Origin of the sequence: Rheinheimera maricola (assembly GCF_016918075.2) — a bacterium.
GTDB lineage: Bacteria > Pseudomonadota > Gammaproteobacteria > Enterobacterales > Alteromonadaceae > Alishewanella > Alishewanella maricola_A.
Genome location: NZ_JAERPS020000004.1, coordinates 259,802 through 285,801, shown reverse-complemented (window position 1 = coordinate 285,801; position 26,000 = coordinate 259,802). Strand labels below are relative to the sequence as shown.

At 49.8% G+C, this 26,000-nt stretch carries 23 protein-coding genes; 9 read left to right on the top strand and 14 right to left on the bottom strand.

Going from position 1 to position 26,000, the window contains the following annotated elements:
- Positions 1–40 precede the first annotated feature (40 nt).
- The 5 genes from I4W93_RS12615 to I4W93_RS12600 all read left to right on the top strand — a co-directional run bounded on the left by I4W93_RS12615 (position 41) and on the right by I4W93_RS12600 (position 3,741).
- Positions 41–1,447, top strand: a complete 1,407-nt coding sequence (locus tag I4W93_RS12615) for a cytochrome ubiquinol oxidase subunit I (RefSeq protein ID WP_205311433.1) — start codon at positions 41–43, stop codon at positions 1,445–1,447.
- On the top strand, positions 1,447–2,490 hold the full coding sequence (gene cydB / locus I4W93_RS12610) for a cytochrome d ubiquinol oxidase subunit II (RefSeq protein ID WP_205311434.1): 1,044 nt from the start codon (positions 1,447–1,449) through the stop codon (positions 2,488–2,490). Before I4W93_RS12615 ends, cydB begins: the two co-directional genes overlap by 1 nt.
- Positions 2,490–2,621, top strand: coding sequence for a hypothetical protein (locus I4W93_RS20380; protein ID WP_255604848.1), 132 nt, complete (start codon positions 2,490–2,492; stop codon positions 2,619–2,621). Before cydB ends, I4W93_RS20380 begins: the two co-directional genes overlap by 1 nt.
- Positions 2,622–2,775: 154 nt before the next feature.
- Positions 2,776–3,093, top strand: a complete 318-nt coding sequence (locus I4W93_RS12605) for a hypothetical protein (protein ID WP_205311435.1) — start codon at positions 2,776–2,778, stop codon at positions 3,091–3,093.
- An 87-nt stretch (positions 3,094–3,180) separates the two neighbouring features.
- Positions 3,181–3,741, top strand: a complete 561-nt coding sequence (locus I4W93_RS12600; RefSeq protein WP_205311436.1) for a CBS domain-containing protein — start codon at positions 3,181–3,183, stop codon at positions 3,739–3,741.
- A gap of 9 nt (positions 3,742–3,750) precedes the next feature.
- Here I4W93_RS12600 and I4W93_RS12595 read toward each other — a convergent pair whose 3' ends face one another.
- The 6 genes from I4W93_RS12595 to I4W93_RS12570 form a co-directional block, all read right to left on the bottom strand.
- Complete coding sequence (locus I4W93_RS12595; RefSeq protein WP_205311437.1) at positions 3,751–4,077, bottom strand: cytochrome C oxidase subunit IV family protein; 327 nt, start codon at positions 4,075–4,077, stop codon at positions 3,751–3,753.
- An 8-nt stretch (positions 4,078–4,085) separates the two neighbouring features.
- Complete coding sequence (locus I4W93_RS12590; RefSeq protein ID WP_205311438.1) at positions 4,086–4,757, bottom strand: heme-copper oxidase subunit III family protein; 672 nt, start codon at positions 4,755–4,757, stop codon at positions 4,086–4,088.
- An 8-nt stretch (positions 4,758–4,765) separates the two neighbouring features.
- Positions 4,766–5,434 (bottom strand): cytochrome c oxidase subunit 3, encoded by a 669-nt coding sequence (locus I4W93_RS12585; RefSeq protein ID WP_205311439.1) that lies wholly within the window; start codon positions 5,432–5,434, stop codon positions 4,766–4,768.
- The gene (locus tag I4W93_RS12580; protein ID WP_205311440.1) at positions 5,431–7,197 is read right to left on the bottom strand and encodes a cytochrome c oxidase subunit I; all 1,767 of its coding nucleotides are present in this window, start codon (positions 7,195–7,197) and stop codon (positions 5,431–5,433) included. The genes I4W93_RS12585 and I4W93_RS12580 overlap by 4 nt, the downstream gene beginning before the upstream one ends.
- A complete protein-coding gene (locus tag I4W93_RS12575) occupies positions 7,194–8,591 on the bottom strand; it encodes a c-type cytochrome (RefSeq protein WP_205311441.1) in 1,398 nt (465 codons plus the stop codon). Before I4W93_RS12575 ends, I4W93_RS12580 begins: the two co-directional genes overlap by 4 nt.
- Before the next feature lie 71 nt (positions 8,592–8,662).
- Positions 8,663–9,220, bottom strand: coding sequence for an NAD/FAD-utilizing enzyme (locus I4W93_RS12570; RefSeq protein ID WP_205311442.1), 558 nt, complete (start codon positions 9,218–9,220; stop codon positions 8,663–8,665).
- 256 nt (positions 9,221–9,476) lie between these two features.
- Here I4W93_RS12570 and I4W93_RS12565 point away from each other — a divergent pair, with 256 nt between their 5' ends.
- Positions 9,477–11,543, top strand: coding sequence for a S9 family peptidase (locus I4W93_RS12565; protein WP_205311443.1), 2,067 nt, complete (start codon positions 9,477–9,479; stop codon positions 11,541–11,543).
- An 83-nt stretch (positions 11,544–11,626) separates the two neighbouring features.
- Positions 11,627–12,088 carry a hypothetical protein gene (locus tag I4W93_RS12560; protein WP_205311444.1) on the top strand — a complete coding sequence of 154 codons (462 nt, stop codon included), beginning with the start codon at positions 11,627–11,629 and terminating at the stop codon, positions 12,086–12,088.
- On the opposite strand, the gene I4W93_RS12555 is transcribed toward I4W93_RS12560, so the two are convergent.
- The 3 genes from I4W93_RS12555 to I4W93_RS12545 are packed head-to-tail and all read right to left on the bottom strand — an operon-like array spanning position 12,085 to position 14,600.
- Positions 12,085–13,056 carry a DUF4862 family protein gene (locus I4W93_RS12555; protein ID WP_205311445.1) on the bottom strand — a complete coding sequence of 324 codons (972 nt, stop codon included), beginning with the start codon at positions 13,054–13,056 and terminating at the stop codon, positions 12,085–12,087. The genes I4W93_RS12560 and I4W93_RS12555 overlap by 4 nt on opposite strands.
- A 40-nt stretch (positions 13,057–13,096) precedes the next feature.
- Entirely contained in the window at positions 13,097–13,405 is a 309-nt protein-coding gene (locus I4W93_RS12550) for a hypothetical protein (RefSeq protein ID WP_205311446.1), read from the bottom strand.
- 13 nt (positions 13,406–13,418) lie between these two features.
- Complete coding sequence (locus I4W93_RS12545; RefSeq protein ID WP_205311447.1) at positions 13,419–14,600, bottom strand: BaiN/RdsA family NAD(P)/FAD-dependent oxidoreductase; 1,182 nt, start codon at positions 14,598–14,600, stop codon at positions 13,419–13,421.
- Between the two features lie 372 nt (positions 14,601–14,972).
- Here I4W93_RS12545 and I4W93_RS12540 point away from each other — a divergent pair, with 372 nt between their 5' ends.
- A complete protein-coding gene (locus I4W93_RS12540; RefSeq protein ID WP_205311448.1) occupies positions 14,973–17,261 on the top strand; it encodes a S8 family serine peptidase in 2,289 nt (762 codons plus the stop codon).
- A 69-nt stretch (positions 17,262–17,330) separates the two neighbouring features.
- Here I4W93_RS12540 and I4W93_RS12535 read toward each other — a convergent pair whose 3' ends face one another.
- From I4W93_RS12535 to I4W93_RS12525, 3 genes are all read right to left on the bottom strand, one after another.
- On the bottom strand, positions 17,331–19,508 hold the full coding sequence (locus I4W93_RS12535; RefSeq protein ID WP_205311449.1) for an SEL1-like repeat protein: 2,178 nt from the start codon (positions 19,506–19,508) through the stop codon (positions 17,331–17,333).
- Between the two features lie 120 nt (positions 19,509–19,628).
- Positions 19,629–21,635: a lipid IV(A) 3-deoxy-D-manno-octulosonic acid transferase gene (waaA, locus tag I4W93_RS12530; protein WP_224673421.1), complete on the bottom strand. Its 2,007-nt coding sequence runs from the start codon at positions 21,633–21,635 to the stop codon at positions 19,629–19,631.
- Positions 21,632–23,566, bottom strand: a complete 1,935-nt coding sequence (locus tag I4W93_RS12525; protein ID WP_205311450.1) for an acyltransferase family protein — start codon at positions 23,564–23,566, stop codon at positions 21,632–21,634. Before I4W93_RS12525 ends, waaA begins: the two co-directional genes overlap by 4 nt.
- A 181-nt stretch (positions 23,567–23,747) precedes the next feature.
- Between I4W93_RS12525 and I4W93_RS12520 the strand changes: the two genes are divergently transcribed.
- Positions 23,748–24,653 (top strand): glycosyltransferase family A protein, encoded by a 906-nt coding sequence (locus I4W93_RS12520; RefSeq protein ID WP_205311451.1) that lies wholly within the window; start codon positions 23,748–23,750, stop codon positions 24,651–24,653.
- A gap of 44 nt (positions 24,654–24,697) precedes the next feature.
- Here the strand turns inward: I4W93_RS12520 and I4W93_RS12515 are convergent, their stop codons facing one another.
- Both I4W93_RS12515 and I4W93_RS12510 read right to left on the bottom strand, forming a co-directional pair.
- Positions 24,698–25,171 (bottom strand): peroxiredoxin, encoded by a 474-nt coding sequence (locus I4W93_RS12515; RefSeq protein ID WP_205311452.1) that lies wholly within the window; start codon positions 25,169–25,171, stop codon positions 24,698–24,700.
- A gap of 39 nt (positions 25,172–25,210) precedes the next feature.
- On the bottom strand, positions 25,211–25,957 hold the full coding sequence (locus tag I4W93_RS12510; RefSeq protein WP_205311453.1) for a class I SAM-dependent methyltransferase: 747 nt from the start codon (positions 25,955–25,957) through the stop codon (positions 25,211–25,213).
- Between the last annotated feature and the right edge of the window lie 43 nt (positions 25,958–26,000).

Sequence of the window (26,000 nt, the reverse complement as noted above, 5' to 3'; positions counted from 1 at the left end):
CCCGCCATATGGCGTTATTTACAGCAGCGTCGGGGGTAATATGGAACTGGATGCCGCCCTACTTTCGCGCTTACAATTTGCCTTTACTGTAAGCTTTCATATTATTTTTCCATCCATCACCATTGGCCTGGCTACCCTTATTGCTATTTGGGAAGGTTTATGGCTGAAAACCGCTAATCCGGTTTACCTACAACTGGCCAAATTCTGGATAAAGCCCTTTGCTATTACCTTTGGCATGGGCGTAGTGTCTGGTATCGTATTGTCGTACGAGTTTGGTACCAACTTTTCAGAGTTCTCACGCATTACCGGTGCTGTACTTGGGCCACTAATGGCCTATGAAGTGCTAACCGCGTTTTTTCTAGAAGCTGGTTTTTTAGGCATTATGCTGTTTGGCTGGCAACGGGTGGGGCCAAAACTACACTTCTTTGCCACGGTGGTGGTGGCTATTGGTACCTGGATCTCTGCGTTTTGGATTATTGCCGCCAACTCCTGGATGCACACTCCGGCCGGACACATCATTGTTGATGGCGTATTTCAGGTAGATAGCTGGTGGCAGGTTATTTTTAACCCCTCCATGCCCTACCGCTTCAGCCATATGCTGTTGGCAGCGTTTATCACCGCCATTTTCGTGGTGCTGGCAACCAGTGCCTGGCAATTGCTGCACAGCGAGCACAAAACTATGGCGCGCAAAGGCCTGTCGATGACACTGTGGCTGGCACTTATTCTGACTCCGTTGCAGGTGTTTGTCGGCGACTTGCATGGCTTAAATGTTAAGCAGCATCAACCGGTTAAACTGGCCGCAATGGAAGGACTTTGGGCCGAACGCGAGGCCGGTGTGCCATTGTTATTGTTTGCCATCCCGGACAGAGCAGCAGAGAAAAATCATTTTGAAATTGCAATACCAAAACTGGCCAGCCTGATTTTAACCCATGATGCCGATGGCGAACTAATGGGGCTAAAAGCGGTACCTGCCGATGAGCGGCCCAATGTGGCAGTGGTATTTTTTTCATTCCGTATCATGGTGGGCATTGGCATGCTGATGCTTATGGTGGCGCTGCTCGGCGCTTATCTGCGCTGGCGTGGCAACTTGTATCACAGCCGCTGGTTTTTAACCGCCTGCAGCTATCTGGCGCCCAGTGGCGTTATTGCGGTGTTAGCTGGCTGGTATGTTGTAGAAGTAGGCCGCCAGCCTTGGCTGGTACAGGGTTTGCTGCGCACTATTGACGTGGTGTCGCCGCTGCCGCCAGAGCGGGTGCTATTTTCACTCACCTTGTTTGTCATCACTTACAGCTTGCTGTTTGGCGTCTATCTGTATTTTATGCGCAAGCTAATTAAAAAAGGCCCGCCGGCGCTAGAGCAACTGCAACAACAACTAATTGGTGTTAAAGCGTCCGGCTATGCCGTCGCGCTGGTCAAACAGTTAACACCAGCACAGGAGAAAAACTGATGGAACTGCAATTAGGCTTACCGCTGTTTTACTTTCTGCTATTGGGCTTTGCTATTCTGATGTACGTGTTGTTGGATGGCTTTGATCTGGGCATCGGCATCCTGTATCCCTGGTTTAACAGCGACGCCGAACATGACCATTTAATGCGCTCTATTTCGCACGTTTGGGATGGCAACGAAACCTGGCTGGTATTTGGTGGTGTGATCTTATTCGGTGCTTTCCCTGCCGCTTATGCCAGCATCGCCTCGATGCTGTATCTGCCAATTATGTTAATGCTAATTGGCTTGATTTTCCGCGGTGTCGCTTTTGAATACCGCTTCAAATCACAACGGTCAAAAATCTGGTGGAACCGCTCTTTTGCTATCGGCTCCAGCCTGGCCGCATTTTGTCAGGGCCTGATGCTGGGTGTTTTGGTGCAGGGTGTCGATGCCAATAACCTGGCCTTGTCGAGCTTGCAATGGCTAACCCCCTTTAGCCTGTTTACCGGTTTGGCCGTTATGGCCGGCTATGCACTACTGGCCTGTACTTATCTGACCATGAAAAGCCGCGGCGCAATACAACAAAAAGCGGCACGATACGGCCAGCGGTTACTCCTGTTTGTAATGTTGTGTATGCTGCTGGTGAGTTTATTTACCTTGCTCACCCAACCCGAAATCCGTGTACGCTGGTTTGCTGGCGGCTACAGCCTGCTGTTGATGCTGTTGCCACTGGCTGCGGGGCTGACAGCAAGGTTGCTGTTTCGCGACCTTGGCCGGGTACAACGCCAGTTTGCTGCCGACACTGATATCAACTCTCGCCATGAAAGCCGACCGTTTTGGTTAGCCGCGACGTTGTTTTTGTTGGCGTTTGCCGGTTTGGTGGTAGGGTTATTTCCGTATTTACTGCCACGCCAACTGAGCTTTTATGCCGCGGCGGCACCCAATAGCAGCCTGACCTTTATGCTGCCTGGCATTCTGATCTTTGTGCCGTTAATTCTGGCCTACACCTTGTGGGGCTATCATATATTTCGCGGCAAGGTGGAAGATTATCAGGAGGGTTACTAATGCCTAAGCCAGCAATTACAGCAAAACACCGGCTAACCAACTTTGGCTGGTTTATGCTGCTGTATCTGGCAGGAATAGCCAGCCTAAGCCTGCTGGCATTGCTATTAAAATACACACTTAATCTGCTATAGCTAAGCTGTATCGTGCAAAAATTGCCGTTAATCGCAATTAGCGGCAATTTTTACTTACACAGCTTGCAGTGACGGGTTTAAGTGCCCATTATCAGCGTACGCAATTTTTGCAAACACAGCTGTTGCAAACAGTATTCCAAAGACCCGAGGGTGTATGCGTTGGCTAAGTAGTTTTGCCTTACTACTGTATATTTGCCTTTTGTGCACGCCGCAAGCCTTTGCCGTGCACGACCAACGCTTATCGCCGCTGGCCGACACTCAGTTCCATGCTGTTACTCCTGCAAGTCCCTGTTACAGTTTTTACTCAGAATCAGATAATAGCGACGAACCACCACCGGTGTTGCCACTGGCTGTAAGCATTAGCCCTGCGCCGGTACACCATAGCCGATTATTCAACCGCCTTATTACAAGCAAAGCCGGCTTTCTCAGCGCCGTTAAAGCCCGTGCACCACCAGCTACATCCTCAAGTTAAACAACGTTTGCACAGCTTCGCTGTGAAATAACCTTATTTATGTGAAAAACCGGTATGGCCTCTGCTTACCGGTATTGAGGAAACACCATGAAAACATTATCTCTATATGCCGTTGAAGCCATTGATCATTTAGTACAACCTGCCGACTTTGACGACACCACGTTACTCTCGCCAGCACTCAGTGTGGTTACCGATTTCAAACATAGCCAACCTAATATCCTCAGTGCGGCTACCAAAGCATGTGATGCTCAAGATATGATGCAACAGGAACATAGCCGGTTAAAGCTGGTAGTAGATGACAGCAGTGAGCTGGTTGGCTTGCTGCACCTTGAGCAGTTGTCAGAGCAAACATTAATGCGCCATATTGCTTTAGGCGTAAACCGCGATGATATTCGGGTAGCAGATGTGATGCGCCCACGCGAGCGCATTAAAGCATTGGCTTATCAGCAGTTGCAGCATTGCAACATTGCTGATGTCGTTAATACATTACAATCGAGTGGCGAGCAACATTGTGTGGTCATTGACCGCGAAAGCCATCAAATACGAGGTGTTATTAGCGCGCAGGACATTGCCAGGCGCTTAAAAGTTCAACTTACCATCGCGCAAACACCGACGTTTTTGCATATTTTTGATAGCTTAACCGCCTAACCCGCCAGGCTAACCCGGCTGACTAAAAAACTGCAGCCGGGTTAAAAAGTTGTAATCGGCTTCTATGGCCATCAGTGCAATCAGCACCAAGATGGCCGCGGGCGGCACAAATAACACCAACTTCAGTGCTAGCCGCTCCCAGGCAACATGCATAAAAATGCTAATAATCAGCCCGGCTTTTAGCAGCATAAACAGCAAAATCAAACTCCAGCGCAAGCCGCCTTGTAGTTGCATGTAGTCAACAGAATACGATAGTGCGCTTAGTACAAACAGCCAGCACCAGACTTTAAGGTATAAACCAATAGGATGCTGCTGATTATCTACACTGTGTGCCATAACTCACCTCACCATAAGTAGAAAAAGGCAAAAATAAACACCCAAACCAAATCAACAAAGTGCCAGTACAGGCCGGTGATCTCGACAATATCGTAGCCTTTGCGCTCGTAATGACCACGGCGAACCCGGTTAGCAATAACCAGTAGGTAAATAACACCGGCGCTAACATGTAAACCATGGAAGCCCGTGATCATAAAAAAAGCCGCACCAAACTGAGCCGCTCCCATAGGGTTGCCCCAGGGTCGCACGCCATCAGCAATGAGCTTGCTCCATTCAAAGGCTTGCATCGCAACAAACAACACGCCCAACACCGCCGTAATAACCATTAACCAGAAAGTCGCTTTGCGCGCACCGCGATAAGCAAAATTCACCGCCATGGCCATAGTGCCGCTGCTGGTAATCAGTACAAAGGTCATAATGGCAATTAACAACAACGGAATATGCTGTCCTGCCACCGTTAAGGCAAACACGTCGCTGGTGTTGGGCCAGTCGACTGTAGTAGACATACGCACATGCATATAACCCACTAAAAAAATACTAAAAATAAAGGTATCACCCAGCAGAAAGATCCACATCATCAGCTTGCCCCAGGGCATTGCAAAGGCTTGCTTATCGCTCGACCAGTCGGCGGCTACCGTGCGCCAGCCGCTGTCGGCTTCAATTTTGCTGTCTGTTGTCATCATTCACCTCAAAAGCCGCACATGGCAGCGAGGGTGTTATAGGTATCCGCTGAACGGGTAAGCAGCGCAAATAACACCAGCCACAGCAAGAGTAAAAAGTGCCAGTAAGTGGTGCATAACTGCAGACTGCGGCTTAGCTTTAAAGGCTGCCGCCGGCTATGCCACCAAACACGCAGCAGCGCTATCACACCGGCCATCACATGCACCCCATGCACCGCAGTAAACAAATAAAAATAACTATTAGCCGGATTAGTGCGCAAGCCATAGCCTTGTGCTAGCAACTGCTGCCATACCAGCCACTGCCCGGCCAAAAAAAAGCCAACCAGCAACGTTGCTAATACCAGCCAGGGGCCCACCTTTTTGTGCAGGCGTCGCGATTGCCGCAGTGACAGCTGCATAGCCAAGCCACTTAATGCCAGCCACAAGGTGTTAAGCCATAACATTACTGAGTTAGTTAACGGTTGCCATGGCATGCCCGCAAGCGGCTGAAAATCTGGCAGTTGGGTGCGGCCTAAAAAAGTGATCGTAAACAGAAAAAATAACACCGTGCTTATCGCCAGCATAAACATCAACGCGGTGTGCTCCGGCCAACGTCTCCGCGCTCGTTGCAGTGCAGGGTCCATACCCGCTGGCTGTGCCAGCCAGGGTTTCTCGCGTAACCGGCTAAGCACACTCATTGCTGTGACTCCTCATAGCGCTGCTTATCGGTAAACTGCAGCTGCTCATTCGGTACATTTTGCGGAATAAAATCCTCTTTAACCCCAGGTACGCTGTAGTCATAAGCCCAGCGATACACCACAGGTACCGTTTTACCCCAATTGCCATGGCCAGGTGGCGTGTGTTCTGTTTGCCATTCCAGCGTTGTTGCTTGCCAAGGATTATTGCCGGCGGCTTTGCCGTGGCGCACACTCCAAATTAAATTAACAATAAACACCAGCTGTACCACGCCAACAATAATGGCTGACACGGTGATACTGGCGTTTAGTGTCTGAGCCGACTCGGGAATAAAGTCAGTGCCGGCCATCGCAAAGTAGCGTCGCGGCACGCCAAGAAACCCCAGATAGTGCATCGGTAAATACACCGCATAGGTGCCAAGAAAGGTGGCCCAAAAGTGAAACTTGCCCCAGCCCTCATGCAAAAAACGGCCCGTCGCTTTGGGAAACCAGTGATAAATCGCGGCAAATAGCACCATGATCGGCGAAACACCCATTACCATATGAAAATGCGCCACAACAAAATAAGTATCTGACAATGGCAGATCGACGACCACATTGCCCAGAAATAACCCCGTTAAGCCACCATGTACAAAGGTAAAAATAAAGCCAATAGCAAACAGCATCGGCGTCGTCAGGTGAATATTGCCGCGCCATAATGTTAGTACCCAGTTGTACACTTTCAGTGCCGTAGGCACCGCAATAATCAGTGTGGTTGTAGCAAAGAAAAAACCAAAATACGGGTTCATGCCGCTGACATACATATGGTGCGCCCAGACAACAAAACTTAAGCCACCAATGGCAACAATGGCCCACACCATCATGCGATAACCAAAAATATTCTTCCGGGCATGGGTAGCCAGCACATCTGACACCATGCCAAATGCCGGCAAGGCTACGATATACACTTCAGGATGGCCAAAAAACCAAAACAAATGTTGAAACAGAATCGGGCTGCCGCCGCTGTAATCCAGTTGCTCTCCCAGCGATAGCAGCGCCGGCATAAAGAAGCTGGTGCCGGCCACTTTATCCAACAGCATCATAATGGCGCTAACCAGCAAAGCCGGAAAGGCCAGCAGACCCAGAATAGTGGCAATAAAAATACCCCAAATCGTCAGTGGCATGCGCATTAATGTCATGCCTTTGCTGCGAGCCTGCAAAATGGTGGTGACATAATTTAAGCCGCCCATGGTAAAAGCGACAATAAAGATGGCCAGCGATAATAGCATTAACACTATGCCGCCATCGGCACCGGGCGTACCTGGCAAAATGGCTTGTGGTGGATACAGCGTCCAGCCGGCGCCTGTGGGGCCACCTACCACAAAAAAGCTCGCCAGCAGCAGCACTACTGATAACAAATATGTCCAGTAACTGAGCATATTCAGGTAGGGAAACACCATATCCCTAGCGCCTATCATTAGTGGAATAAGGTAGTTACCAAAACCGCCCAGCAATAACGCCGTTAGCAGGTAAATCACCATGATCATGCCATGCATGGTGACAAATTGCAGATACGCAGAGGGGTCGATAAAGGAAAATCGGTCTGGAAACCCCAGCTGTAGGCGCATTAGCGCCGACAGCAATAGTGCCACCAGTCCGACAAAAATAGCCGTAATAGCGTACTGAATGGCGATAACTTTGTGGTCCTGACTCCAGATATATTTCGTTATGAAGCTATGCGGATGTTTTGACTCGTCAGGCTGATCGGTCACGGCAATATGACTCATGGCGCACTCCTAAGCGTGGCGTCATCACTGATGGCAGCATCAGCCGATAAAGAAGCAATGTAGGCAATAACGGCAGCAGAATCTTGTTCGCCATGTAGCGACTGAGCCATGAGCTGCATTTGAGCACCGTAAAAATCGCTTTTATGGCTACCACGAATACCTTGCTTAAAGTAATTTAATTGCCGCCGCAAGTAAGCGCCGTCTAAAGAGGTAAGCGCCGGCGCATTCATTGCATATATGCCCTGAGCCTGGCTGCCATGGCAATAGCTACAGTTACGGTACAAGCTGCGGCCACGCTGCAGGTCGCCCTGCCTGGCTTTAGGTTGTGGCGGCGGCAGGCTATCAATAAAGCTCAATACATTGGCCAAATTGCGTTCATCGCGCAGCATATTGGCCATGGCCACCATTTGTGCGCCGTATACGTCACCTTCGCTGCTACCGCGAATTCCTTGTTGATAATGTTGCAACTGGCGTTTTAAATACCAGCGACTCTGTCCTGCCAGCGCCGGAGCATTTAGCTGTGAGTTACCCTCGCCGACCGCGCCATGGCAAGCAGCACACACCTGAAACAATGCCTGGCCCTGGCTGGTATCACCGGCATAACGGCTCTGGCTTTGCGCGAATGTGGGCTGTGCCGCCAGCCATTGTTGGTACTCGGTTTCAGCAGTTACCCGCACCTTACCGCGCATAGCAAAATGTGCCACACCACACAGTTCTTCGCACATAATGTCAAAACTGCCTTCGCGGGTGGGTGTAAACCACAGGTACGTTACCATACCAGGCACTAAATCCATTTTTACCCGAAACTGCGGTACAGCAAAGTTGTGTAGCACGTCTTTGGAACGCAGCAAAACCTTGACCGGTTTATCCAACGGTAACACCAGCTCGTTACGCTGAATTAAAATATCGTCCTGGCCGGCCGGATCTGCAGAATTAATACCAAACGGATTCTGGTCGCTAACCAGCCGGGAGTCTACTTCACCCAACTTGCCGTCAGCGCCGGGCAGACGAAAGCTCCAATGCCATTGCTGGCCAACAGCTTCAACCTCTGTGGCGTCAGCTGGCACATCAACAAATTGGCCCCAAACGTATAATCCGGGAGCCAGCATGGCGACGATGCCAATAGTGGTAAATAGCGTGAGCCAAGTTTCCAGCTTTTTGTTTTCTGGTTGATAATCTGCCTTGCGGTCTTTATTAAAGCGATAGCGAAACACGGCATAGGCGAGAAACAGATTCACCGCTACAAACACAAAGCCGGTCACCCAAAAGGTAATCTCAATTGTAGTATCAATGGATTGCCAATTTGATGCTATCGGGGTAAACCACCAGGGGCTGATAAAATGAAAGGCAATAGAACCCAGAACCAACAACACTAAAATTATTGTTATGGCCATACCCTGTTAATCCTTAACCAGTAAAGTGAACGGGTACTGCTAATGCGATGGTGACAAAAACACCACGCCCGTTAGGGCATGGTTTTTACAAAACGACGGAACATTTGCTGACTGCGCACCACCCAACCAGGGGTTGCTTCGCCCTCACCAGAGCTTTGTAAACCGGGATGCTTGCGGATCACTTTACTCAGTACCGCTTCCTGCTCGGGCGTGATGTCGATAAACAACACATGTTTGCCTTGATGCAGCAAATCCTGAAAGCGCTTAAAATTGACATTAGGTTGCTGAATGCCAATAAAACCGCCTTCCCAGGTACAAAAGCCCAGTACTACCACGGCGAGGAAAATAAAGGGTACCCAGCCGGCGGCAGTGTCAGTCCAGCCCATAATATAAGCCAATGCCAATACCAGCAGTGCACCTATAACACCCACAATGGCGCCAATTTCAGTAGCATGTACTACATCACTTTTCAGTACCGGTGCCACTTCATGTAAATGGCGTAGCTCTACTTCCGCATCGTTTTCACTTAATACATGAATTTGTGGCGTATCTATGCCTTGTTGCTCCAGTTCCTGCTCTATCTTTGCTAAATCATCTAAATCATCGCTGATAAAATAACGTCTTAACATCAGGTTGCCCTCCAATTAGAGCCAAGCGGTTAACTGCCCTGCAGCAAAACGGCTGACAGGATTCAGAATTCAAGTATAGGCAGTAATTTGCAGATCTGTATATTTAATAACCAATTCGTTGTTTTTGTACTGCTTTAATCAAATTGAACTGTGCCGCTTAAAACCTGCCTTTGGCCGCTATCGGGTTTGTACTGCCAGCCACTTCAGGGTAGCTTAACGGCACATCAGGTTAACATCGCATGTATTCGGGAGAACTATGTCCATATTTATCCGCTCCACCCTGACCGCCGCTATCAGTTTATTGGCTAGCGCCAATATGGTTTTCGCTGACACGCATAGCGCCAGCAGTGCTTATTTTCAAGCAGAAGATATTTTTGCGCTTGAATATGCCAGCGAAGTCCAGATCTCTGCCGATGGCAGCAAAATTGTTTATGTGCGAGCTAGCAACGATATTATGACGGACAGCACCCGTAGCAGTTTGTGGTTATTGGATGTAAAAACCGGTCGTCAGCTGCCGCTATTTGCAGACAAATTTAATTACAGCCAACCACGCTGGTCTGCCGATGGTAAACAGTTGGCCTTTATTGCAGATATCAGCGGTAGCCGGCAAATTCACCTGCACTATCTGGCAGAAAACAAAACCGCCCAATTGTCGAATTTACGCCAGAGCCCCTCTAACCTAACGTGGTCACCAGACGGCAAACAACTGGCATTTACTATGAACGTTGATGCCAGCGAAGCAGATGTTAAAAAGCGGGTAAAAAAAGTGAAAAAGCCTGCCGGCGCAAATTGGTCAGAGCCGGCAACAGTACTGGACCGCGCCCGCTATCAAGCCGATGGCCAGGGCTTCTTAAAGCCGCAATTTCGTCAGGTTTTTATCTTACCCGCTAGCGGCGGCAGCGCACGTCAACTCACTGCAGGCGATTTTCACTACGGTAGTGACTTAAGCTTTACACCCGATAGCACTGGCTTGGTATTTTCAGCCAATTTAGACCCGGACTGGGAATTCCAACCGCGTGACAGCAACCTGTACCGGCTTGATTTAGCCAGCAGTGAACTCACTACACTAACCAACATGGCTGGCGATGAATCTGCGCCGGTATTCTCTCCCGATGGCAAACAACTGGCGTTTTTATGGCAAGGCAATGCCTTAGTGCCTTACAACAACAGCAAATTAAAAGTACTGACGCTGAGTAATAACAGTATCAGCGATATTGCGGCTGATTTTGATCGCAGCATCGACAGCCCCAGTTGGTTGAGTAATAGCAGCTTTGTGGTGCAGTATGATGATCGCGGCCAACGTAAATTAGCCACACTAACTAACAAGGGCAAATTAACCGAACTTACGGCGAGCTTAGGCGGTGTGTCACAACCTCAGCCTTACCTAAGCGGCAGTTATTCAATGTCTGACAACGGCGTTATTGCATACACCTATGGAACCAGCCAGCGCCCGGCCGAAGTTGCTGTACTGCAAAAAGGCAAAAGCACAGTACTCACATCACTGAATGAAGACCTGCTTGGACACAAAAAGCTAGCCCAAGTGCATGAAATAAAATACAAATCGTCATTCGACGGCGAGGAAATTCAGGCCTGGTACATGACGCCACCGGATTTTGATCCAAGCAAAAAGTACCCGTTGTTGTTAGAGATACACGGAGGCCCACACCTGGCTTATGGCCCACAATGGAGTGCGGAAATGCAACGTTATGCCAAAGAAGGCTATGTGGTGTTTTATGATAACCACCGTGGCAGCTCGTCGTATGGTGAACGCTTTGCCATGTTGCTACACAACAAATACAGCTCACCAGAAGACTACGCCGATCACGACAGCGGCGTTAATGCGATGCTGAAACTGGGCTTTATTGACGAAAACAACCTGTTTATTGGCGGTGGTTCGGCCGGCGGTATTGCAACCGCTTATGCCATTGGCCTGACCAACCGTTATAAAGCCGCTGCAGTGGTAAAACCAATTATTAACTGGTTAAGTAAAGTACTCACCGGCGACAGCTACCTGTATCAAACGTTTCATCAATTCCCGGGAGTGCCTTGGGAACATGTAGAACATTACTGGCAGCGCTCACCACTAAGCCTGGTTGGAAATGTACAAACGCCTACTATCCTTATCACCGGTGAACAAGACCGCCGTACACCTATTTCAGAGTCAGAGCAGTTTTATCAGGCACTACAAATACGCCGCATTGATACTGCGCTGGTTAGGATCCCGGGCTCACCACATGGCATTTCCAACAAACCCAGCAGGATGATTGAAAAAGTGGAATATATGCTGGCGTGGTTTGAAAAATACCGCACGCCGTCTAATTAAAATGAGGGCCGAAAGGCCCTTTTTTTTGTTGAGGACACCGTAACTGCATGCTAGCGTAGCGCACTTTTACCGGAGTGCTGTTTATGGCCGCTAAACTGGCAATTTTTATTATCCGCTCACTGATATCACTGCTGCTCGGTGGCGCCCACCTGTACTTTGTTATTTTGTGTTTTGGTTATCTCAGCAGTATTAACCCGTTACCAGCCTGGCTCCTGACAACGTCAGACTGGCAAAAGTCTGCCCTGCTGATATTATCGGTTGCCGACCTGCTGTTACATATCCTGTTAGCAGTACCTGCTGTAGCGGCACTACTGTATTTACAAGCCCAACTACGGCGCTATCACTTATGTTTACTAACATTACCTATGTTGGCTGTTGCGTTAAACAGCCTGTGGCAGCTGTTCAGTTCCCGCCAAGAGCTTCATCTGAGTTATTTAAACTATATCAACACCTTAGTTCCAGCTGTTGCCTTAGTACTGGTTGGCTTACTGGCAATTAAACATTTTGGCCATCTCAAGGCCCGGCCAGCATCGCTGTCGCTTTAGCTACGGCTGAAATAGCGATCGAGTATCGCCAAGGTAGCGCGGATATACCCAAGCCGGCAGGCAATGTCGGCGCTGTGTGGCCGAATGCCTATTTTAGCGCCCAACACTAGCAAATCCGCAGCATCAGACGCCGCCAAACAACGGTGCATTGCTTGTTCGGTCATCCAACTACCCGGTTCGCCAGCATTCACCAACTCGCTGGTTTGTGGTGGCTGATGGCTATCACGCCAGGCGCCGTATTCACTGTCCTGATCCGATACACCAGAGAACATTAAACCGCTTAACACGCCTGCCGCTTTTGCTGCTGCAATATGCTCAAGCGCGCCTTCGGTGCGACGGGTTTCAAATACCGAACGGCCCCAGTTAATAACCATACCTAAGTGCTGCGCGGTGCTGAGCTGGGTATTTAACTGGATGATGACCTCAAGCTCATCATCCAGGGTTAAAAAACCCTTAGAGGGCGCGTGTTCAGCGACATAAGCATCACAGTGTTCAATTACAATACGTGCGCCGTGCCAGTCCCACTCAAGCATGGTTTGCAATGAGGCTTTCAGTGCCGCTTTAGATGCTGCCGCTTTGTGCCGTGCCGGCGCGGTTTGTATTTGAATTGCTGTTACCGCCTGGCGCCCCAAATGGGTATTGAGTTTGCTAATCGCAGCGCAGGCTTGTTGCATAAAGGCTAAGGCTTCGGCCCGGCCGTTGCCATCTTCTGATGCCAGGCCAAACATCGGGTTTTGCCCCAAGGCAGTCATAATGCCGGGAATACAGGTAAACACGTAATCCCAGTCTGGGTGAATATTAGCTAAAAACCAGTTGTCATCATGCTGGTGCAAGCGGCCTAAAAATGGATGTTCCAGGCCTTTTACATTCGGCAGCGCTTTTAATTGGTTATAAAACTCGGTTTCAAGCTCCGGGTTCCAACCGTTGTGATTCGGCGAAGCGGCATAAGCGCCAAGAGTGTATTTCATTGTTGTTTGGTCCTTTTCACACTTAATCGTCCGGGCCGGGCTATTCATCAGGGCTATTTAGCGTAAACACCAGGTGCTTACGCATATCTTTAAGCACAATGCCCTTTTTAAACAATAAAGCGCTTAAGCGCTTTTGCCACACCAGCAGCTGTGGCTGCGCCGTATCCAGCAAAACCTGCTCAGTAAATTGCAGCCGCACCAATAGCGACAACGGAAAGGCTTCATATTCCATACTAAACCAGCACTGCACAGCACCAGGTAAGTCTGCCAACGCCTGCTGCTCCAGCGTAGTAACCGCATCCAGCACCGCGGCCTGTTGTTTAAGTTGTACTTTAGAGAGTTTTTTCATTTTGATATTTATCTCAACAATACTGCCCTGCTACCCAGCCGCTGGCCCAAGCCCACTGGAAATTATAGCCGCCTAACCAACCGGTAACGTCGACTACTTCGCCGATAAAATACAAGCCGGGTTGCTGTTTGGCTTCCATGGTTTTTGAGGATAAATAATCGGTGTCTACCCCACCAATAGTCACTTCTGCAGTGCGATAACCTTCGGTGCCATTGGGTTTAAATATAAAGCCATGCAGACTGTCGGCTATTTGCTTAATGGTTTTCAGATTCAGTGCTTTTAGCGGCTGGTTAACTAATATTTTCAGCTCCAACAGTTTTTCTACCAGCCGTTTGGGTAAGAGCTTGCCCAGTGCTGTTTTAACTTCCTGCTCGGGGTGAGCTTGCTGCTGTGCGTTTAAAAAGTCCACCAAGTCGGTTTGCGGTGCCATATTCACTACAACCTCATCGCCCGGTTGCCAATAGCTGGAAATTTGCAGTATCGCCGGCCCGCTTAAGCCGCGATGGGTAAACAACATATCTTCCGGGAATAGCGTGCCATTGGCCTCGGCCGTAACCGGCAGCGACACACCGCTGATTTCCTCAAACACAGCTTTGTCACTGGGTTGCCAGGTTAATGGCACCAACGCAGCGCGCAGTGGCAGTACTTTTAAACCAAACTGCTCGGCTAGCTGAAAGCCAAAGGTGGTCGCACCTAGATTAGGCAGGCTTAAACCACCGCTTGCTACCACTAAACTATGACACTGCCGGCTAAGCTCAGCCGTAGTAACGGTATATTGACCATCGGCAAAGCTGACGCCAGTAATAGTTTGCTGCAGCGCTATCTGCACATTGGCGGCTTTGGCTTCAGCTAGCAGCATATCGACAATATCTTTTGCGGTATCGTCACAAAACAGCTGGCCAAGGGTTTTCTCGTGATAGGCAATAGCGTGTTTTTGCACCAGCGTAATAAAATCCCACTGCGTGAACCGGCTTAACGCCGATTTACAAAAATGTTTGTTTTGCGACAGGAAGTTTTCTGAGCTGGTATACATATTAGTGAAATTACAGCGGCCACCGCCCGACATTAAAATTTTACGGCCCACACGCTTGCCGTTGTCTAACACTAATACTTTACGGCCACGCTTACCCGCCTCAATAGCACACATTAAGCCAGCTGCACCTGCACCTATTACAATTACATCCCACTGCTGCATATCGCCTGTTTACCTGTCGAATACCAAGGCCGCTATTGTCGGCGACATTGCTCAACAGTGCAATGTTGTAAAATAGTGCGTCATCCTAAATTATATTTATACATAAGTTATAACTAAAGGTTATAGTTAACAACTGTAACTATTTGTAGCACAACTCAACGGCCATGCCTGTTCGCTGCCGTTAGCAGAAAATGTAAATTTTGCTAATAATCCTTTTCCGGAAACAGTCATTCACATTAATCCCCATTACAGAGAATGCGGGCGATTTTCGCCGGTTTACTTCATGTGAGCTTGCGGTTAAAAATCGAACGCAGCCCTGCGCCAGCCGGGTAGTAACATCACTATAACTATAACGATTTGAATGAGAGCACAATGAGAAAAAATCCCTTTGTTTTAACCAAGATAGCCCTGCTATGTGTACCCGCCATAGCATTGTCCATGCCTGCCATGGCAGACCAGGCCACTAGCTACACGGCCAACCCGGCGAAAAAAAGCATCGTAGCAGAACGTAACAACAGCGACGCCAAGCGCTACATCATTAAATACAAACAACAAAGTTTAGCGCTGCAACAAAATGGCAATGCCGGCTTTGCCCTGCAACGGGTTGCTAGCAATCTGCAGCAGAAAGGTTTGCGCGTGCATCATGTGTTGGCACAACAATCTGCAGTTGCGGCTGACTTAGCTGCTGCCGATCTGGCCGCACTTCAAGCCGATCCGAGTGTAGAATACGTTGAAGAAGATCTTAAACGTTACCCCATGGCACAGCAGGTACCTTTTGGTTACACCATGGTACAAGCAAACCAGGTAAGCGATCAGTATGCTTCAAACCAAAAAGTTTGTGTTATCGACTCTGGTCTGGATTTACCGCATGAAGATTTCTTAAGCAGCAATATCACCGGCACAAATAACTCAGGCACTGGCAATTGGTATGACAATGGTGGCCCGCATGGTACCCACGTAGCTGGTACTATCGCTGCGATGAACAATAATGTTGGTATCGTAGGTGTATTACCTAATGGCAACCTGAAACTTCACATTGTTAAAGTGTTTAACGAAGCCGGGTGGGGCTATAGCTCTACATTAGCCAGCGCCGTTAATACCTGTGTAAGTAATGGCTCTACTGTTATTAATATGAGCTTAGGTGGCTCTGGCTCCAGCACCACCGAAAGCAACGCGATGCAAGCTGCGTTCGATCAAGGCGTATTGTTGATTGCTGCTGCGGGTAATGACGGCAATACCGCCATGTCATACCCAGCGTCTTACAACTCTGTGGTATCTGTGGCCGCGATAGACAAAGATAAAGTACTGGCTGACTTTTCTCAGCGCAACAGCCAAGTAGAGCTTTCTGGTCCAGGTGTTGATATACGTTCGACCTACCCTGAAGGCACAGGTCTGGAATCTATTCTGAGTGTCGGCAGCAGTAACTATGACAGCAGCCCAATGACTAACTCATCAGATGGTAGCGCTAATGCAGCACTGGCCAATTGTGGCCTGGGTGAAACCACTTGTACCAGCGTGGCGAATAAAATCTGTCTTATTGAACGCGGTAATGTCAGCTTTGTACAAAAAGTACAATCTTGCGAAGCTGGTGGTGGTTTAGCTGCAATTATCTACAACAACACTACCGGTGATTTCGGTGGTACATTAGGCGACAACCCGGGTACGACTATTCCTGCACTGGCTGTTACGCAGACGGTTGGTCAGGCGTTAATGGCTAAGTTGGGACAAACCTCATATATTAGCTCAGGCGCCAGCAACTATGGCCTGATGAGTGGCACCTCAATGGCGTCTCCACATGTTGCCGCCGTGGCAGCGTTGGTATGGAGCCATCACCCACTATGCACTAATGCTCAAATCCGTAATGTACTGGCAGTAACAGCTGAAGACTTAGGCACCGCTGGGCGTGACAGTTCATATGGCCATGGTTTAGTCAGAACTAAAACAGCCATTGATTACATCACTCAAAACGGCTGTGATGGATCAGGTAGCGGCGGTGGTGGCACCGAGCCACCAGTTGGCGATAACGCACTGACTAAAGGCGTAGCTAAAACCAATCTGTCTGGTGCAGCTGGTTCTAACACCTACTACACGATTACCGTGCCAGCCGGTGCTACCAACTTAAGCTTTGCTATGTCTGGTGGCTCAGGCGATGCCGATATATATGTGAAATTTGGCAGCCAACCTACCAGCTCTAGCTATGATTGCCGGCCTTATAAAGGTGGCAATGCCGAAAACTGTAGCTTTGCTACTGCCCAAGCAGGTACTTATCATGTCATGATAAATGGCTATAGTGCTTATGCTGGCGTGTCTCTGCTGGCAGATTACACGGCAGCCGCAGGTGGTGGCGGTGGTGGTCAGGGTGCTACCTTGACTGAAAGCAACATCAGCATTGCCCGTCGTGCCTGGAAGCACTATACCGTTACTGTACCAGCAGGTATGAGCAACCTTACCGTAACCACATCTGGTGGTAGTGGTGACGCCGACTTATATGTACGTCGTGGTGCACAGCCTACTACCTCAAGTTATGATTGCCGGCCGTATAAATCAGGTAATGCTGAAAGCTGCAGCTTCACCAACCCACAAGCTGCTGTTTGGCATATCTCGGTATATGGCTACAGTGCTGTGAGTGGTTTAACCCTGACCGCTACTTATCAGCCATAAATCGCTGATTAAAAACCAAGGCCAGCAAATGCTGGCCTTTTAATTGGTTAAGACAAAAACCTCAGTTACTTAGTTTAATAAACGGCTCAGCTGAGCCTGCGCCAGGGCTTCGTTCTGCGCCGCAGCCAGCTGATATAAATCGCGTGCTTTAACCAAATCTTGTTTTACACCACGGCCGTATTCATACATCCAACCCAAATTATATTGCGCATTGGCATAGCCTTGCTCTGCCGCGTCGGTAAATAATTCCACCGCTTTTTTATCGTCGGCTTTAACTTGTCGGCCATTTTTGTAAAACAGTCCCAGTGCAGTAAGGGCTCGCGGCACTTTGGCCGGTAACGCTTGCTGATAAAGCTGCAACGCTTTACGTTCGTCCATGGCGACGCCGTAACCTTTTTCGTACATATAGCCTAAATGCGCCACGGCTCTTTGATGCTGTTGCTCAGCCGCTTTTTGATACCATTGCACCGCAAGACGATCATCCTGCGCTACACCACGGCCTGTTTCGTAGCGCAAGCCTAAATTAAACTGCGCATCGGCGTCGCCCTGCTCGGCCACTTTTATATACCAATACAACGCCTTGCTATCGTCTTGGGCTACGCCGCGACCCGCACCATACATAAAGCCAAGGTTATATTGGGCAAACAACACTCCCTGCTCTGCCGCCCGTTGATACCACGCTACAGAAGCCTGATCATTCTGGCTGGTGCCCAGGCCATTTGCCAAACGTAAGCCAACCAAATACTGAGCTTCGGGCTGGCCCTGCTCTGCCGCTTTTAATAACCAGCTAAAGGCTGCACTGTCGTCGACAGCAACACCCTGACCATTTGCGTACATCAAGCCAAGCCGGAACTGTGCATCAATACTGCCCGCTTCGGCTACTTGCTGCAGCAGAACAATTGCCCGTTTAGGATCGGCCTTTACGCCACGTCCGTCATTAATATGCAGGGCTAAATAGTAACAAGCGGTGTAGTCTTTTTTGTCGCAAGCCCGCTGTAAGAAATCAATGGCTTTACGATCATCATTACGCACACCTCGCCCCAGCGAGTAGCTTATGCCCGCTTCACGCTCGGCCTCAGTTAAGCCGCGGTTTGCTGCCTGACTAAACAAATCAAAGGCACGGCTGTCACTCTGCTTAACCGTGTTACCTTGCAGATAATATTGTGCCAGCTCAAACGCAGCGCGCAGGTGGCCTTGCTCAACAGCACGCTGGTACCAGCTTATGGCTTGGGCACCATCTACCGGTGAACCCCGCCCCTGGCGATAGCGTTCTGCGACAACAAACTGTGCATCGACATCGCCCTGTGCAGCAGCCTTTTCGTACCACAGCAATGCCTTGCTTTCATCCAATGCGACACCGCGGCCGTTAGCATACATATAGCCCAGGTTATATTGCGCTAACACCTGCTGTTGTTCTGCCGCCTTTTGATACCAATACACTGCTAAGGCATCATCCCTGGTTATACCCTTGCCATTAGCATGCAGCACGGCAAGATGGTATTGCGCTTGCGCCATACCTTGCTCAGCTGCGGCGCTAAACCAACGTGCGGCGGTTAGGTTGTCGGCCGTCACACCCTGCCCATTGCTATACATCGCTGCCAGATTAAATTGAGCATCTACTTCGCCGTTTTCAGCCAGCGGATGCCAATGGCTAAAAGCCTCAGCATAATTTTCTCGTTCAAATGCCCGCATTCCCAGCGCAAAGCTCGCTTCTGCTAAGGCTTTAACTGCCAGCTCAGGTTTGGTAGCAGCAGGCTCGGTCCTAGCCATTGCCGTGCTGGTTTGGTTAACGGGTTCAGCCAGTTCGGCTCTGGCTATTTCTGGCTCAGGTTCTGCTGCAGGCTCTGCAGAGCGCATTATCGGCGCTGCTACCACGGCACTTTCCGCTTCAGTTACAACCGCTTTTGGCTCATCTGCCGCCCTGCGCTGCTGTAACAAGGCATTTTGAATATCCCGTTGCGCCTGGGCAGATTCAGCATAATCAGGGCTGTTAGAAGCGGCCTGCTCTAACCAATACGCAGCTTGCAATGCATCTTGCGCTACACCTTGTCCCATAGAATAGAGCTTTGCCAGCTCAAACTGTGCTTTAACATGTCCCTCGAGAGCCAGCGTCTGATAGATTTCAGCTGCTAAAGTGTGATCGCCCTGCAGATACGCCGCCTGTGCCTGCGCCATTTGCTGTTGCGGTTCGGCTGCCAGCATAAAGCTGGTAACCATTAAGCCTGTTATTATTTTATTTAGCCGCATAGATGCCCCTCCGTAGTCTGATGTTATATCAAAGAACGGCGAACACACCAAGGGAGAAACCAAGATAAAAAGTGAACACTGAGTGAATATGTAGCAAAAAACTGCGACTAACAGCCAATTTTATCCGGCAAGCTGTTGATTGTAGCCTTGCAGCAGGGCCAGCCATTGGCTTGGTTGCCAGTAAAATGTGGGCTGTAAACTGCGCTCTTTATTTAACGATCGTAACAGCCTGGCCAAATTAGCCTGTTGCCAATTGCCGGCTGGGCGCAAAGCACATTTGTCGAAATCTATCAGCCAAAAGTCTGCGTTAGCATCAAGCAAGATGTTGTGACAGTTTAAGTCCGAATGATACACACCATGTTGATGAAATCTGGCGATGAGCGCACCCAATTGCTGCCATTTGTCGTCATTTAAACTACCTACTGCGCTCAACACGCCTGCAAGATCACGGCTTTGCGGCACCAGTTCAATAATTAAATCGCTTTTATAATGCAAACCATGGCGCTGATACTGCGCGGCCAGGGGCCTGGGTACTGGTAAATTAAAGCGCCGCAGTTGGCGTAGCAGGGCAAACTCTTGCATGGCACGACTGGCTAATGTGGCTTGAAAACTAAATTTGTCTTGCAGCAGCTTACCAATCAAGCCTCCACGATAATAATGCCGCACAACAAACTCATGACTATTATGCCGGACAAACCAAGCGGTATTTCGTCCCTGCGACTGGCCAATAACAGCCTGCTGCTGTTGCCAAAAAACCGGATCAAAGCTTAGCTCTGTAGCATGCGCAAATACACTGCGCTGAAACCAACTGGTGCTATCGCTATTGACAGCCACAGCAAAATCAGATGTGTTTTCCGCTAACAGCTCGGTTATGGCCTGTGCCATACGGTAACTGGCCCCACCATGCTGCTGATACAAAGTTTGTGCTGCTGCGCCTTGATGAAGCGCCAGTATGGGGTTATTTAGCAGCTGCGTCGTGCTATGCACCAGCGTGGCGACATCACTTACCCAACTCACCGCACTGGCGTTATTCAGCCATTGGTAAGCAGTAGCAAAATTAAAAACATGTGGGCCACTTTGGATTGGCTTGGCAAACAGCATCGCTTCAAGTGGGTTATGACCACCACGCGAAATTAAACTGCCGCCAATAAACACCACATCCGCAAGCTGATACCACGCCAGCAGCTCGCCCATGCTGTCGCCCAGCATCACATCAGTTGCTGCAGTTATGTACTCGGCGCTACTGCGCCTAACACAGCTTAATCCGGCCTGCTTAGCCAGCAAGGCTACCGCATCAAAGCGCTCGGGGTGGCGCGGTACTAATATCAGCAATAGCTGCGGGCACTGCTTTTTTACCTGCAGATAGGCTTGCAGCAGCAACTCATCCTCTCCGGCATGCGTACTGCCGGCAACCCAAACTTGTCGGCCGCAAAACTGCTGGCCAAATTGTGTCACCAATGTCTCTAACTGAGGCGGCAGCGCCATGTCATATTTCAAATTTCCGCAAACGTTAATCTGGCCCTTACAGCGCAATGCAACAAACCGACGCGCGCTGGCGCGGTCTTGGGCCAGTAACAGGCTGATATTATCCAGCGCCAGCCGGCTAAACAATTGCCAACGTCGATACCCCCGCGCCGAGCGCGCCGATAGTCTGGCGTTTACCACTATGCTGGGGATCAGCGCCCTACGGCATTGCTGCAGTAAGTTAGGCCAAAGCTCTGTTTCGAGGATAATAACGGCTTGCGGCTGCAGTTTGTTCAGCCAGCGGTTGATTGCACCCGGTGTGTCAATTGGCAGATAACAGTGATACACACTGTCAGCAAAGCTACTAACAATGCGCGCAGAGCCAGTAGGCGTAGTGCATGTTACGGTGATAGTGAGTTTGGGGTAGTGCTGCTGCAAAGCCTTGATCAGCGGCGTCGCGGCAACTATTTCACCCACCGACACCGCATGTACTACTATGCCACCAAGCGCATGTTGCGGTATTGCTTGCAGCGCCAAGCGCTCTGCTAACCGTTGCCGATACGCCGGCGCCTTGGCAGAGCGCAGCAAAAAATACGCCATTAGCCATGGCAACAATAACCATAGCAACAGATTATACGCATACTGTGCCACGCGCCTTGTCATAATGCGCTGTCACTGCTAATAAGTGGTCGCAATAAGGGTAACAATCTGCGGTTGCCCCATTCACTCAAGTGGTTGTCATCGGTATACCATGGCCGGTGTGCTTGGCTACCATAACATTGCTGCTGGTCGCATAGATAGCTGGCTGGATCTAATACCGTGGCACCGCATGCTTTAGCCGCATCCTTGATCAGGCTGATGCTAAATGCCTGAGCCTGCTGATGATCAGCAAGTTGAATGCGCACATCGGCATCTTGTTGCCCTCGGTGTAATGCCCGGGCCACAGCCGCAGGTACCTCAACCGGCATCTCTGGCATGGGCAACATAATGTATACCTGCCGTTTGTTGGTTAGCTCGCAAACCGAGGCCGTATAGCGCTGACTAAACTCAGTTAACCACTGCGCAGATACCTCAGTATACGGCTGCTCAAAATAGCTATTGGGTGCTGTCTGCCCTGGCGCAGCTAACGGATAAAATGCGCTGCGGTTTATCAACAATACCGGGGTATCGGAGTGCTGCGCTGTCAGCATCGCAAATGCCTGCTGCCGGTGCCGTTCACACTTGGCATTACTACGCTCACTGCGACTGGCTACCTGCAAACCGCGAATTGTCGGGCAAGCCGAGTGAATGAAATAACCGACACTTTGGCTGGCCGGGTCAATAGCTGAATGCAAAGCGCCCATAACTGTGCCAGCATGACTGTCGCCAAAAACGATTAATTCAGGAGCGCTATCTGCCGCACCCAGTCGGCACATCACGGCGTTGCCACCAGAGTCTTCACATGCCGAGGGTAAACGCAGCCGGTTTTCAGCCTCAGCATCGGCCAGCTTGACCGCCTCGTCTACTCTGAACGGCAATCCTTTTAGTAACAACAACACTAAACACAGTGCAAACACCGCAGCACAGGCTTGCAACAAACGCGGCGCTCTAAACACGCCGTTCCGATGCCGCGCCGGTGTTTCAACCCAACGATAGGATGCATAGCCCAACAAAAAAGACAGCGCAATGCCTGCACTAAGCCAAACCGGATCAGCCAGCAACTGGCGCTGGTATAGCCAGACCACGACCGGCCAATGCCACAAATAACTGGAATAGGATGTATTACCCAGCCATTGCACTACTGTACCACCCAATAATGGTGCCTCCAGCCGGCCACTAAACAACAGTGTCACGGTCGCCAAAACAGGGATCAGCGTATACCAGCCCGGCCAGGCGGCTTGTGCGGGGATCAGCAGCAAGCTAGCCAGTAATACCAGCAAACTTATCGCGTAGAGTAATTTGCCTGCGCGTGCAGACAGTGACAACGGCAGTAAAAATACCAGGCCACCCGCCAGCATTTCCCAGGCCCGCGGTGGGAAAAAATAAAACGCGGCTTCGGGTGAGCGCGGCGTTAGCCAAAGTGCCAGCACAAAAGACGCGGCAGCCAGAAGCGACAAAACGGCAGTTAAATACCGGCCAGCGGTTATGCGCCACAACATCGCCAATATTAACGGATATAGCAGGTAAAACTGCCACTCTACCGACAAAGACCAGGTGTGCAGCAACCACTTGTCATGCGATGCCGCGGCAAAATAGCCCGCTTCGGCAAAATAAACATGGTTAGAGATAAATAAAAGTGATGCGCCAGCATGCTTGGCCAGGCTCGCCAACTCAGACGGAATGAGCAACCAGCATGCTAACAAGATCAGTACTAAGCACAGCACGGTAAGGGCTGGCACAATGCGCCTTGCCCGGCTTAAGTAGAATTGCCAAATCGAAAAATTGCCTTTTTGCAACGACGTGACAATAATACCGGTCATCAGGTAGCCGGATAGCACAAAAAATACATCCACCCCGGCATAGCCAGCAGCAAAGCCAGGCACGGCAAAGTGAAACATAATAACGGCGATGACGGCTATCGCCCGTAAACCGTTAATATCGAGTCTGAACTTCATCTGACATCCAAAAATTGCATCGGCAACGCCGTCATACTTCTTTTGCGTATGATGCCAAACTTAACGCAGTTACGCTAAAAAAACTTCTCCGGCGGAAGTGGAAATGCTACGCTTATCGCTGTTTTTGGTGCCAAGCCAGCCAATACCCATTGTGCTTTGCCTATCTGATAAGGTTGCTCTCATGTCTGCAGAACCTACTGCGAATCCTCTGGATAACATTAAAGAAATTTTACTGCGTTTTGCCGCCTCGGGTTTTATTCCTGGCCGCTGGTTTAGTAAAAACGTCCCCGAAAAGGCAAGTTTACGCCCGGCTACGGCGCCGGCTAAGCTGGAAATTGTTAGCCACTGCTGGAATTATGCCCGCTTTTTTGTCTACCAATTAAGCTCATTGGTAAAGTATCCGCCAAGTAATATGCAGCTTACATTTACCGTATATTACTCTGAAGAAGACAAAGATACTGCTCGTTTACTGCAGCATTATCAGCAAATTGACGTGCCAAACCTGCGCTGGAACTTTGTGGCTTTAGCCACACCAAAATTACTGCGCCGTGCCATAGGCCGCAACATCTCGGCAAAAGCTACCACCGCTGACTGGGTGTGGTTTGCCGATTGCGATTTGGTTTTCCATCAGGATTGTCTGGAAACCCTGGGTAATTTATTGCCCGGTTGTCAGGAGCTGTTGCTGTTTCCTGACACCTTGCTGGTAACACCACTGCTGACAGAAACTGACCCAATGATTTCAGCAGGGAAAGACAGCAGCGAGCTGCTTGAGGTAGATAAAACCAAGTTCAACCCACGTAAGTTTGACCGGGCAACCGGTGCTATTCAAATTTTACATGGTGATGTGGCACGTGCTTGCGGTTACTGTGATGATTTAGCGGTATACCAGCAACCGAAATATCACTGGACCAAAACCTATGAAGACCGGGCGCTGCGTTGGCTAATTGGCACCCATGGTTGTGCCATCCAGTTGCCCAACTTGCTGTTAATACGCCATGCAGAAAAAGGGCGCTATCAGCAAGGCAGTAAGATTTCAGTGTTACGTAAAGCGATTCGGAAAATTAAATCGGCACTTATCAACAAATAGCAGCGAATTGGCTCCCCGTATCGAGTATGCGGGGAGCAAAAATTTTACAACGCCGCTAAAATCACTTCTGCTTTGCTTACTTCAAAGGTTTTTGGTGCTTCTACATTCAGTAACGTCACCACACCATTTTCCACTACCATAGCATAGCGCTGTGAACGTAAACCGCCGAAATCGCCCGTTTCCATGGTTAAGCCAATTGCCTGATGAAATGCAGCGCCACCGTCGGCTAAAAACACAATTTCTTCGGCATTCTGGCTTTTTGCCCAGGCACTTAGCACAAACGCATCGTTAACCGCAGTGCAGATAATCGCATCGACACCTTTGGCTTTAATTTGGTCAGCCAGCGTAATGTAACCGGGCAAATGCGCCGCCGAGCAGGTTGGCGTAAAAGCGCCTGGCACAGCAAACAACACCACTTTTTTATTGGCAAAAATCTGGCTGGTGGTTGGGTTCATTACACCCTCTTTGGTCAGTTGTGAAAAACTCACCTCGGGTAATTTATCGCCGATCTTAATCATAGTGTTTCCCTTGTTAATTTAATCGTTAGCAAAATAGCATTAAATTGCTGCATTAATATACACATCAAAACGGTTATTTTTGCCGGCTACGGTCATAGTTGGCGCCTGCTGCGCCAATACATCAGCATAACCAGGCCGTTTTACCACCACGCGTTTTAATGCCAACTGCAGTGCTGGCGCCAGCAGTGCATCGGCATCGGTATCGCTGCCGACCACATCATGAAAGGCACGCATTTCCTTTTTCACCAGTGCGGTTTTATCGCGAGGCGGAAACATCGGATCTAAGTACACCACATCGACCGGCTCATGCTGCTGCAACGCCTGCAAGGCACTGCTGTGCAGCAATTGCATACGCTCACCCAGCCAGCTAAGTTCAGCGGCCTCGTTAGCGCGGCGCAAACCGTCAAACAGCAGCGCTGCCACTGCCGGGTTGCGCTCTACCAAAGTAACTGTCGCGCCCAGACTGGCCAGCACAAAAGCATCGCGGCCCAAACCGGCGGTAGCATCCAGAATGGTTAAATCGCGTTTTTTCGTCAAGCCACAGGCTTTGGCGATAGCTTCGTTTTTACCGCCGCCGTGCAACCGGCGGTAACTCGCAGCACCGCTGGCAAAGTCGACCAGAATATCGCCCTGCTTGGGGATATCACTATTGCGCAGCACCAGGGCGTTGTCTTGCCATGCCAGATGCCAGCCGCTGGCGTTCTCGGTTAAACCTAAGCCAAACTGCTGACAGAGCTGTTCAGTATAGACGGCATCGTCGCCAGGCTGGTTGAAAAAAGATAGCATCACAACTCGCTAAAAAAAAACAGGAGCACAGTGTAACTGGGCT

Excerpts from the sequence above, each read along its gene's own strand:
- waaA (WP_224673421.1), bottom strand. The coding sequence starts at position 21,635 with ATGACAAGGCGCGTGGCACAGTATGCGTATAATCTGTTGCTATGGTTA.
- I4W93_RS12550 (WP_205311446.1), bottom strand. The coding sequence starts at position 13,405 with ATGAAAAAACTCTCTAAAGTACAACTTAAACAACAGGCCGCGGTGCTG.
- I4W93_RS12600 (WP_205311436.1), top strand. The coding sequence starts at position 3,181 with ATGAAAACATTATCTCTATATGCCGTTGAAGCCATTGATCATTTAGTA.
- I4W93_RS12585 (WP_205311439.1), bottom strand. The coding sequence starts at position 5,434 with ATGAGTGTGCTTAGCCGGTTACGCGAGAAACCCTGGCTGGCACAGCCA.
- I4W93_RS12555 (WP_205311445.1), bottom strand. The coding sequence starts at position 13,056 with ATGAAATACACTCTTGGCGCTTATGCCGCTTCGCCGAATCACAACGGT.
- I4W93_RS12615 (WP_205311433.1), top strand. The coding sequence starts at position 41 with ATGGAACTGGATGCCGCCCTACTTTCGCGCTTACAATTTGCCTTTACT.
- I4W93_RS12560 (WP_205311444.1), top strand. The coding sequence starts at position 11,627 with ATGGCCGCTAAACTGGCAATTTTTATTATCCGCTCACTGATATCACTG.
- I4W93_RS12515 (WP_205311452.1), bottom strand. The coding sequence starts at position 25,171 with ATGATTAAGATCGGCGATAAATTACCCGAGGTGAGTTTTTCACAACTG.
- cydB (WP_205311434.1), top strand. The coding sequence starts at position 1,447 with ATGGAACTGCAATTAGGCTTACCGCTGTTTTACTTTCTGCTATTGGGC.
- I4W93_RS12535 (WP_205311449.1), bottom strand. The coding sequence starts at position 19,508 with ATGCGGCTAAATAAAATAATAACAGGCTTAATGGTTACCAGCTTTATG.
- I4W93_RS12525 (WP_205311450.1), bottom strand. The coding sequence starts at position 23,566 with ATGAAGTTCAGACTCGATATTAACGGTTTACGGGCGATAGCCGTCATC.
- I4W93_RS12520 (WP_205311451.1), top strand. The coding sequence starts at position 23,748 with ATGTCTGCAGAACCTACTGCGAATCCTCTGGATAACATTAAAGAAATT.
- I4W93_RS12595 (WP_205311437.1), bottom strand. The coding sequence starts at position 4,077 with ATGGCACACAGTGTAGATAATCAGCAGCATCCTATTGGTTTATACCTT.
- I4W93_RS12590 (WP_205311438.1), bottom strand. The coding sequence starts at position 4,757 with ATGACAACAGACAGCAAAATTGAAGCCGACAGCGGCTGGCGCACGGTA.
- I4W93_RS12605 (WP_205311435.1), top strand. The coding sequence starts at position 2,776 with ATGCGTTGGCTAAGTAGTTTTGCCTTACTACTGTATATTTGCCTTTTG.
- I4W93_RS20380 (WP_255604848.1), top strand. The coding sequence starts at position 2,490 with ATGCCTAAGCCAGCAATTACAGCAAAACACCGGCTAACCAACTTTGGC.
- I4W93_RS12510 (WP_205311453.1), bottom strand. The coding sequence starts at position 25,957 with ATGCTATCTTTTTTCAACCAGCCTGGCGACGATGCCGTCTATACTGAA.
- I4W93_RS12570 (WP_205311442.1), bottom strand. The coding sequence starts at position 9,220 with ATGTTAAGACGTTATTTTATCAGCGATGATTTAGATGATTTAGCAAAG.
- I4W93_RS12545 (WP_205311447.1), bottom strand. The coding sequence starts at position 14,600 with ATGCAGCAGTGGGATGTAATTGTAATAGGTGCAGGTGCAGCTGGCTTA.
- I4W93_RS12540 (WP_205311448.1), top strand. The coding sequence starts at position 14,973 with ATGAGAAAAAATCCCTTTGTTTTAACCAAGATAGCCCTGCTATGTGTA.
- I4W93_RS12575 (WP_205311441.1), bottom strand. The coding sequence starts at position 8,591 with ATGGCCATAACAATAATTTTAGTGTTGTTGGTTCTGGGTTCTATTGCC.
- I4W93_RS12580 (WP_205311440.1), bottom strand. The coding sequence starts at position 7,197 with ATGAGTCATATTGCCGTGACCGATCAGCCTGACGAGTCAAAACATCCG.
- I4W93_RS12565 (WP_205311443.1), top strand. The coding sequence starts at position 9,477 with ATGTCCATATTTATCCGCTCCACCCTGACCGCCGCTATCAGTTTATTG.